This window comes from Paenibacillus chondroitinus NBRC 15376 (assembly GCF_004000765.1).
In the GTDB taxonomy this organism is placed as follows: Bacteria; Bacillota; Bacilli; order Paenibacillales; family NBRC-103111; genus Paenibacillus_E; species Paenibacillus_E chondroitinus.
Genome location: NZ_BILW01000030.1, coordinates 68,611 through 77,043, shown reverse-complemented (window position 1 = coordinate 77,043; position 8,433 = coordinate 68,611). Strand labels below are relative to the sequence as shown.

At 43.8% G+C, this 8,433-nt stretch carries 10 protein-coding genes and 2 pseudogenes; all 12 read right to left on the bottom strand.

Annotated features, from left to right (window positions below):
* Positions 1–643: pseudogene (locus PCH02S_RS25815) on the bottom strand (YVTN family beta-propeller repeat-containing protein); the annotation flags it as partial.
* Between the two features lie 21 nt (positions 644–664).
* Positions 665–1,009: a hypothetical protein gene (locus PCH02S_RS25810; RefSeq protein WP_127456984.1), complete on the bottom strand. Its 345-nt coding sequence runs from the start codon at positions 1,007–1,009 to the stop codon at positions 665–667.
* 298 nt (positions 1,010–1,307) lie between these two features.
* Complete coding sequence (locus PCH02S_RS25805) at positions 1,308–1,769, bottom strand: SMI1/KNR4 family protein (protein ID WP_164819739.1); 462 nt, start codon at positions 1,767–1,769, stop codon at positions 1,308–1,310.
* Between the two features lie 27 nt (positions 1,770–1,796).
* Complete coding sequence (locus PCH02S_RS25800) at positions 1,797–2,402, bottom strand: DUF1349 domain-containing protein (RefSeq protein ID WP_127456982.1); 606 nt, start codon at positions 2,400–2,402, stop codon at positions 1,797–1,799.
* Between the two features lie 227 nt (positions 2,403–2,629).
* The gene (locus tag PCH02S_RS25795) at positions 2,630–2,815 is read right to left on the bottom strand and encodes a hypothetical protein (RefSeq protein WP_127456981.1); all 186 of its coding nucleotides are present in this window, start codon (positions 2,813–2,815) and stop codon (positions 2,630–2,632) included.
* 113 nt (positions 2,816–2,928) lie between these two features.
* Positions 2,929–3,411, bottom strand: a complete 483-nt coding sequence (locus tag PCH02S_RS25790) for a GyrI-like domain-containing protein (RefSeq protein ID WP_127456980.1) — start codon at positions 3,409–3,411, stop codon at positions 2,929–2,931.
* A gap of 56 nt (positions 3,412–3,467) precedes the next feature.
* On the bottom strand, positions 3,468–4,415 hold the full coding sequence (locus tag PCH02S_RS25785) for a helix-turn-helix transcriptional regulator (RefSeq protein ID WP_127456979.1): 948 nt from the start codon (positions 4,413–4,415) through the stop codon (positions 3,468–3,470).
* Positions 4,416–4,469: 54 nt separating this feature from the next.
* A pseudogene (locus PCH02S_RS25780) lies at positions 4,470–5,360 on the bottom strand (BBE domain-containing protein); the annotation flags it as partial.
* 78 nt (positions 5,361–5,438) lie between these two features.
* The gene (locus PCH02S_RS25775) at positions 5,439–5,858 is read right to left on the bottom strand and encodes an HIT family protein (protein ID WP_127456978.1); all 420 of its coding nucleotides are present in this window, start codon (positions 5,856–5,858) and stop codon (positions 5,439–5,441) included.
* A 124-nt stretch (positions 5,859–5,982) separates the two neighbouring features.
* Complete coding sequence (locus tag PCH02S_RS25770; RefSeq protein ID WP_127456977.1) at positions 5,983–6,777, bottom strand: SDR family NAD(P)-dependent oxidoreductase; 795 nt, start codon at positions 6,775–6,777, stop codon at positions 5,983–5,985.
* A gap of 50 nt (positions 6,778–6,827) precedes the next feature.
* Positions 6,828–7,847 carry a helix-turn-helix transcriptional regulator gene (locus tag PCH02S_RS25765; RefSeq protein WP_127456976.1) on the bottom strand — a complete coding sequence of 340 codons (1,020 nt, stop codon included), beginning with the start codon at positions 7,845–7,847 and terminating at the stop codon, positions 6,828–6,830.
* A 52-nt stretch (positions 7,848–7,899) separates the two neighbouring features.
* Positions 7,900–8,415 carry a nucleoside deaminase gene (locus PCH02S_RS25760; RefSeq protein ID WP_127456975.1) on the bottom strand — a complete coding sequence of 172 codons (516 nt, stop codon included), beginning with the start codon at positions 8,413–8,415 and terminating at the stop codon, positions 7,900–7,902.
* Positions 8,416–8,433: the final 18 nt, after the last annotated feature.

The following is an 8,433-nucleotide window of genomic DNA, read 5'->3' as shown; positions in this document are numbered from 1 at the left end:
TTGCACCCGTCGCGCCGTTTGTTCCAGCTGCGCCCGTAGCCCCTGTCGCACCTCTAGCCCCAGTTGCGCCTGCAACTCCCGCTGCGCCTGTTGCACCCGTCGCGCCGTTAGTTCCTGCTGCGCCCGTAGCTCCCGTTGCACCTCTAGCCCCAGTTGCACCAATAGCCCCTGCTGCGCCAGTAGCTCCTGCTGCACCAGTAGCACCTGTTGCTCCGTTAGTGCCTGTAGCGCCTGTAGTCCCTGTTGCCCCGGTTGCACCTGTAGTTCCTGCAGGTCCTGTAGCTCCTGTGTTATCTGCCAAAAGTTCAGAAGAAACAAGCCGATGAGCTGTTACTAATTCACCTGTGGCCGATTTTCCCCAAACGGAAATTTGGATCTGCTTTGCAGCAGTACCTCCTGTTGTAAATACGAATTCGAAACTATCAAAATTAGCAAAGTAACTTCTAGTAACCTCTTGATTTGGTAAAACATCCAATACATCAAGAACATATAATGTTCTTGTGCCGTCTAAAACATAACCTTGAATGACCACAGAAGCAGAATTGACAGTATCCCGATTATCAATAATGAGCGTTACTTGTTGAGTTGGTCTAACTCCGCTGACAGCACTATTATCAATAGGCCCAGTCGACAAAATAGCCATATAATATAAAACCTCCTATTATTAAAGTTCAGATGTTACAAGCCGATGAGCTGTAACTAACTGCCCGGATGCATTTTTTCCCCATACGGAGACTCCAGTCTGATCTGCAGCGGTGCCTCCTGTTATAAAAACGAATTCAAATCTATCGAAATTAGCAAAATAATTTTTGATCAGCACTTGATTTGGAAAGACATCCAAAACATCAAGTACATATAACGTTCTTGTACCATTTAAGATATATCCTTGAATGATAAGAGATGCAGAATTAACAGTATCTCTATTATCTATTAATATTGTTATCTGTTGAGTGGACCTTGTACCACTGATAGCATTGTTTTCTATCGGACCGCTTAATAAGACAGCCATTTATGTTCTTCCCTCCTATTCATATGGTTGATATTTGCTCTGGTTTGCAGAATATATTTACTAGTTAGTAAATACTACTTCTAAAATATGTACGTTTTTAAGAGATTGCTTGGACTTAAAAGGTGCCACCCAATTATTTCCTCAAAGTGGTAAATCCCAAAACAGCGCAAAAAAGCTGCCCGTTCTCACGGCAGCCCTCTTGTTTCTGACTTTGTTACTTTTTACTTTGGTATTTTGATATTTTAGTAATTTAGTAATTTAATATATGTTTAATTAATACTCACTATTTCCCCTAAGACTAATCAAGCCACTTTATAACTGTATGCTGATAAATCGAATCGGCGAGAAACTCTTCAAATGAATCATAAAGCTTAATTATCCCTTTCATGCTTCCCTCGTACCATTCCATGACCGGAGGATTATCCCCTTCAGCTAAATCAAAAAATCTAATTTCATAGCCTTGATGAATGGAGAAAACAAAAGTGCCAGCTGGCAGCACGACCGGGTTATTATTCTCTCGTAATAATTCATTTGCTTCATCCTGAAGTTTTTTTAGCTGTGAGAATTGCATATCAGTACCTTGAAACAATCTTCCTGAATAATGGCCGACAGCAAGTAAATATTGACGATAAGACTCAGGTAACCTGATTCCCATTTCTTGCTCCAGCAGCTTTATCTCTGCTTCGCTACACCCATCGAATGGACGGTCAGTATGCAATTCCTTCTCTTGCAAGAGCTTTAATAAATGTTCACTTCTCACTAACAAACCTACTTCCTTCAGGAATGATCAAATATTTCTTACATCTTTATTCGTATTGGCTAAGAGATGCAAGGAATCGAACTTCACTGCACATCCTTCACCAACTGGGCTCTGAGCAACGACACCAACTTTTAAACTTTGACTATTCTTCATTCCAAAATACCGCACTAATGCCCATTCATTACCATCAAGAGAATAATGAAAAGCGAAGCAATTCTCATATCGAGATACTCTTAAGAAAGGATTCACATTCCCAACATTGTCACCAATACAATCATCCGAAATATCTTTCGTTACAACACTAATAATGGATGGTCTGCCTCTAAAATCTTCATAACATAACTTGGCCCAGTTATTCTCGTCCGCCATGACCATAAGGCATGCGGAATCATTCCGCTCACGTATGTCTACGCTGACCCGACTGGTTAAAATGAAATTCTCATAAGTTGTCATATAAAGGAATGGAGCAGAATTTTTTCTGGTTTCCTCTGTTGGGTTATGGAAAAAGTCTGCTCGAGGTGGCGCAGTAATTATAAGTTCACTTTGTTCAGAAAATTCCCATTCATGTGGTTCATTCATCCATTGAAGGGAAGTAGGTAAACTTTTCCCTGCGCAGTTATTAAAAAGATTCATACCCAACCATCTCCACCCATCAAATTTTAGTTGTTTCGCTTAGACAGATGATCTCGTCAACGACAGATAATTCTTAATGCCCATGGTTAGCTCCTTCGCAAGTATGGTCTGTGTAATTGTAGCACATATTGGGATTAGAAAGCGCTTTCCAATGCATTCAATTCGATTTCTTACTCTACGATACATGCGTGTTTTTTTCATTAAAAAAGCCGCTTCGTATGAGCGGCCTAACATTCCGGACTTATTAAACCTACTTTCACTTCTGTAACGCCTTCTTTTTCCATAACGATCTCTTTTGCCTTTTGTATGATCTCCGACTCCACATCACTTTCGATGTCAATTTCAATTGACCCTTTGTGTATGTGTATCCCTTGATCAGGCTTGGTAAATTGATAATCAACCATGTATTTCATTTCTCTTATGCCTCCTAAAATTTGGTGTTTTTTCATTATCGCATTCTAAACAAAGAGAAGCAAACTGTAACATTAAACATTAGAAAAAGCGCCTACATTAGGCGCCTTTTTAGCTATTTAATTGCTATAAAAATCTGTAATTGTGTTTGCTCAGGATCCAAATTTCCGGCGTCATACAGCTCGTAATCTCCCGTATATGCCCTTACTTCCTTTGACTCCTTAAAATAAGCCCAGATGTTTCCCCACGCCTGTGCGACCACTTCATAAACTGGGCCCTTTTCTGTTGTAAATACCAAGTATTTACTCGCAGGCACTTCCACGGTATGAAACTTGTCCTCGTCTCGCAACTTATCGCCGGCTACTTCGTGACCGATCAGAGTGGTGTATGCGCCTGAAGCATCACTTTCATAATCCGTATAGAGCGCATAGATCAGATGGGAATTGATTGTCGGGGTCTGTGAGGTGATTTGACTTTGAAAATACGTTTCCCACAGCTTCGGCAACTGCCGATTTGGACCCGCTTCCTCTGCGTTTGTTGTTCGCACATGAACTCCTGTTAGTGTGATTGCTGGTTGTTCGGTTATATATGCACGCATAATTTCATCCTCATCTCCTTGTATTTATCATCAGCATACAAGGAGAACGTGGACACCTATCTGTCCAGTTTCTGATATCGCTCTATAATTTTTCGTGCCCGATTCACCATTTCTTCTGCTACGTGAATTGGTGCTTCGACTCTGACATGTTCACCGTAACTCAGCAGCATGCTGTAAAGCCATTCCTCTTCGGCGAAGCGTCCATTTACCTGTAAAGAACCAACGTCTTGACTTCTAACTTGTTCCGGATCGAAGGAATCCCCAACACGATGCCGAACTTTCGAATCGAATTGAAATGTCATGTCATGCAAATTCGTATTCGACCAATCCGACTCCCACGCATACCCCTCTAGCGAAGGGGCTTGTTTTCTAACAAAAGTTTGCTCCAACACCCGCAGCTCTTGTATACGAGATAATCGAAACACTCGATATTCACTTCGAAGCGTGCAATAAGCCTGCACATACCACAGGTATCCTTTTAAAATTAAAACGGCAGGCTCTACAATTCGCTCGCTCTCCGTACCGTTCATGTTCAAGTACTTGAAACTTACTTTTCTTGTATGCTCAATCGCTTGCCTCAAACTATTCACTTTATCCCTTGCTGCAGGTCCTTGCCCCCACGGATTGAAATCGAAAACAAGTCCCGCACCCTGCTCCTCCAGTTGAAGGCGATCTACACGACTGAGTAGCGCCTTTACCTTATCCAAAAGATTGCCAAACACGCGGTCATCCACGGCGGTATGTATCCCTTTTACCGCCGCGACGATGGCTTCAATTTCACTGAGCGTTAAGAATTGCCGAGCCATGGCGTAGGGTTCCATGATTTCAAATCCTCCGGATATGCCCTGATGAGCCACAATCGGAATACCCGATTGATTCAGGGTCTCCATATCCCGATAGATCGTCTTCGTCGAAACTTCAAAACGCTCAGCCAAATCTTTGGCACTGACACGCCCGCGATTCAACAGCAGCACCGTCATGGCCAGCAAACGGTCAATTTTCATACGAAAAGCTGATTTTACAAACCAATATCACAGTTTTCACACCTCACTAGGCTATTATTTTTTTGCCTTTTTACCTACTGGAATACTCTGAGCAAAACGAAAAACATTATAGGGGTCATACGTTCGTTTCACCTGCTTCAATCTGCCAAAGTTCACACCGTAATACGCCTTGGGCCAGTTTTTAATCGCCAAATCGGGAAAGTTCACATAATCCCCCTTAACAAAGGGACGTAACGCTCTGCGGAACCTTTCTACCCACCGAATATTCCGCTCTTGCTCACGGTTGTTCCTCCAGCGTGCTGACAGTTCGTAAATGATCTCAGCTTTTCGATGAGGATAGGCCGTTGCAGTAAGTGATACTCGACTCACTGCGCTACCTGCACCACCTAAGCTTTGACTCCACAAGGTAGAATGCCTGTTGGGTGCTTTGGATAAAAAGTCACGAATGATTCGGACTCCTTCTCTTGGTAAAGGTTGAAACCCGTAGGCGCCGCTTATTTTAAATTTTGGTTCCAAATGTAAATCCGATTCGGCAAAAAATTTGGTTGCTTCAATAAAAGGCACTGTCTTCACCAGCACCTTCACCGGAGTGCCTGCCAGCAAAAGCGGTCTAATCAATCGACGCAGCTCCTCTGCACCGCCAAGCAATTGGCCGGTAGATACAATAGTCCCTACCTGTTTGGCAGAAACCTCGATTGTAGAAGTTAAACGGTTCGTGACGGACAGAGCCCAGCGCTGCCAAACTGGCAACACCTTCTCCAAATCACTCCATTTCCATGTGACACTAAATATTGACACCGTTGAAATGGGTCTAACCCGAAACGTATAGGCTGTAGCAATGCCAAAGTTTCCTCCCCCGTCGCCAAGTGTAAGCCCGGCTACACCTACGTCAGGCGCAGTCCCCGCAGGCAGTGCCACACGCTTATTCCACAGTTTTTTGCAGACAAAAATAATCATGATGGTACAGTAATTTTGTTCCGAAAAAATAAAAGATCCGCAATTTCTGCGGATACTTATCTTTCTTTATAGATGGCTTTTGATTTGATCTATAAGTGCCCCGTATTGTTCCTCAATTAAAAGAAGGTTTGCCGCTGGGTTCATTTCAAACATTTTTCCCCAGGTGTAGCCATCTTTATATTTCGGTACGATGTGAAAATGTACATGCGGCATTGTATCACCAAATGCACCGTAGTTAATTTTATCCGGTTGGAACGCTTTTTCAATGGCTGCTGCCACTTGCGCTACATCGCGCATATAAGCGTCTTGCTTCTCCTGCGACAGATGAAAAAACTCCGTTTCATGCTCATTTAGCGCGACAATACAGCGGCCCCGGTACGTCTGTTCCTTAAACAAATACAAGGTTGATACGCGTAACTGGCCGATTTCGATCATAAGATTGTTCAGTGCTTCGTTTTTACTGCAATAATTGCAAATTGAACTCATGTCTGACACTCCTGTTCGATAGAAATGGAATAATAGGATCAACGATATTATACCAATCATATTTTCCCATGTATATAAAATCCATTTCTTCGATAGACTTGTCTACTAACATCATATTCGTTCATTAAAATATTGTCGGTACCATTCCCCCATCCATTCGGATAGGTGAGCCCTTGAACGCGGAGGCATATGGACTACAGATAAATGCGGCTAGCCGACCTATCTCCATTGGTCGTATGAAGCGTTGGATTTCAGATTGCGGCAAGTTCTTCGCCATAAAATCCTTTTCTTTCGCTTCGAAGGTCATCTCTTCATTCGAATACATGCTTTCAATAATCATTTGCACATTCTCGGAAAGTGTTGGCCCGGGCATAATTGTATTTACGGTGACTTCCGATCCTTTGGTCAGCTTAGACAAACTTTTGGATAACGAGAGGAGCATCGATTTGGTCACGGCATAATGAGGCATCAGTCCCGAAGGCATAATGGCTTCCTCACTCGCGATAAAGATTACGCGTCCATCATTCACGCTCAACATGGAAGGCAGATAGAACTTCGTCAAACTGTTCGCGACAAGCACGTTTGTGCGGAAGTACTTCTCCCATTCGGCATCATCAATATCATCATAGGACATGATTTCGTAGATGCCCATATTATTGACCAGAATATCCACTTGAGGGAACTTCACGAACAAAGCTTCCCTTTGCTGCGCATCTATGAGATCGGCTGTCGCGCTTTTGGGCTGAGTATCAGGAAATTTCGCCTGAATCTCCCTCACTGTAAGCTCAACCTCTTCGTTGCTCCTACCATTTATAAGAACATGAACGCCTTCTTTGGCAAGTTCCAAGGCAATTGCCTTACCGATTCCCTTAGTAGAACCCGTCACTAATGCCGTTTTATTTTTTAAACCCATATCCATCTGTCTGCACTCCTTATGTTGAGGATACAGATAATGATAGCTGGATTCGACTATTCGGTAACTAGCGAAGAACGCCAATGTTCTTGCACAAGGCGCCAATTGGCCGGAGTCTCCCCTTCCCACGAGCGGAATGCCCGGTAGAATGAGTTCTGATCCTCGTAGCCGACGAGAAAAGCGATTTCTTTGATCTCCAGTGACGGGTCTGCCAAATAGGAAAGCGCCTGCTCATGCCTGGTTTGCACCAACAACTGCTTAAAGTTTGCTCCTTCTTCCGTCAAGCGCCGCTGCAAGGTGCGATCACTCATTCCCAACTCTTTGGCAACGGTTTGAATGTCGATTCTCCCGCGCGAAAGGCAGCGCGACAGAATCCATTTCACTTTATTGCTGAGCTTGCCTCTGCTCTGATGTTCATCCAAATGACGATCCAAGGTAGGCGTTAGAATATCTAGGAGTTCTTCATTATAAGAAACAAATGGACGGTCCAGATCACTACCGTACAGCGTAAGCCGGTTATCAGAAGCACCTACTCGAACCGAGCAGCCAAAAAAATCTTCGAGAACTTTCGAGTTTCCTATATCGTGGACGAGCTCAACTGAATGAGCTTTGAGAGGGCGGCCGGTTCCTCGTCGTCCGAGTTCCAGGAGATAAGCTAATGTAATGCCTACCAGTACAGGTGGTCCAGGCTCAATGGCTTGTTGCCAACCTAGTTCAACGACAACATGTTCTCCTTCTTGATGCAGACACAAGCTTTCTGGCGGGCACATTTGTTTATAACGAGACATACGCATAAGAGCATCACGGAAATCTCGGGCATGAAACGTTGCTAAGGCGGCCGGCGGATATTGCGCTGTCTCGAATGCGGTGGCCAGTTTGACGATTGCCGTGGCGGTATCGCCGACAAGTTCGGCGTAAGCCTGCCAGATTGCATAGTATTGGGCCGTCGTAACGACCGGGTCGTTGATAACAGTCAGGGATAGACGGGCATGGCGCGCTACTTCTTGAGGGGATATCCCTATTAAGCGCAAACTGGACCAGAACCCTGGCGCGAGTTTCACTCGATCTTCTGACATATGCAGCCATACCTCCTACGATAAACTAGGGTTGAAATAATTACCGTTATTTCTAAACATCATTATGATGTTGCCAGTGGGTATCTACATACCCTCGTTTTATTGACCATTCAGCAAGCATTTTCCTCTGACGAATCTCTAAATCCCTGTAAGGGGCTGCTTCAATAGAAATTTTACTAAAACGATCTTGAAAATGCGGTCCTTCGACAAACTTTTTCATCGCTCCCATGTCTCGATCATTTGCAGCCCAAACAACCCGAGTAATACTGAAAGATAATAGAATTGTGCAACTGCACATCGGGCAAGGCTCGCATGTTGTGTATAAGGTATAACCTTTTTTAAGAAATTTCTTGGTCTTAGCATCGAGCATTTTTGCTCCAGCGTTCCTAATGGCATCGACCTCAGCGTGTGCAGTTGTATCTATTTGCGTAAAGACCTTGTTATGTCCTCTGCTAATCATCTTACCGTCGGAATCCACGATCACTGCTCCAATCGGATAGGTGCCTGCCTCTTGGGCTTTCTCAGCTTCAATAAATGCCTCCAATAAAAAATTGCGATCATCCAGCATGAGCTAATCCCCTTTTGA

Bases quoted from the DNA above. Each gene is read 5' to 3' on its own strand.
- PCH02S_RS25765 (WP_127456976.1), bottom strand. From the start codon at position 7,847: ATGTCAGAAGATCGAGTGAAACTCGCGCCAGGGTTCTGGTCCAGTTTG.
- PCH02S_RS25790 (WP_127456980.1), bottom strand. From the start codon at position 3,411: ATGCGTGCATATATAACCGAACAACCAGCAATCACACTAACAGGAGTT.
- PCH02S_RS25775 (WP_127456978.1), bottom strand. From the start codon at position 5,858: ATGAGTTCAATTTGCAATTATTGCAGTAAAAACGAAGCACTGAACAAT.
- PCH02S_RS25770 (WP_127456977.1), bottom strand. From the start codon at position 6,777: ATGGATATGGGTTTAAAAAATAAAACGGCATTAGTGACGGGTTCTACT.
- PCH02S_RS25785 (WP_127456979.1), bottom strand. From the start codon at position 4,415: ATGAAAATTGACCGTTTGCTGGCCATGACGGTGCTGCTGTTGAATCGC.
- PCH02S_RS25810 (WP_127456984.1), bottom strand. From the start codon at position 1,009: ATGGCTGTCTTATTAAGCGGTCCGATAGAAAACAATGCTATCAGTGGT.
- PCH02S_RS25800 (WP_127456982.1), bottom strand. From the start codon at position 2,402: ATGAATCTTTTTAATAACTGCGCAGGGAAAAGTTTACCTACTTCCCTT.
- PCH02S_RS25795 (WP_127456981.1), bottom strand. From the start codon at position 2,815: ATGAAATACATGGTTGATTATCAATTTACCAAGCCTGATCAAGGGATA.
- PCH02S_RS25760 (WP_127456975.1), bottom strand. From the start codon at position 8,415: ATGCTGGATGATCGCAATTTTTTATTGGAGGCATTTATTGAAGCTGAG.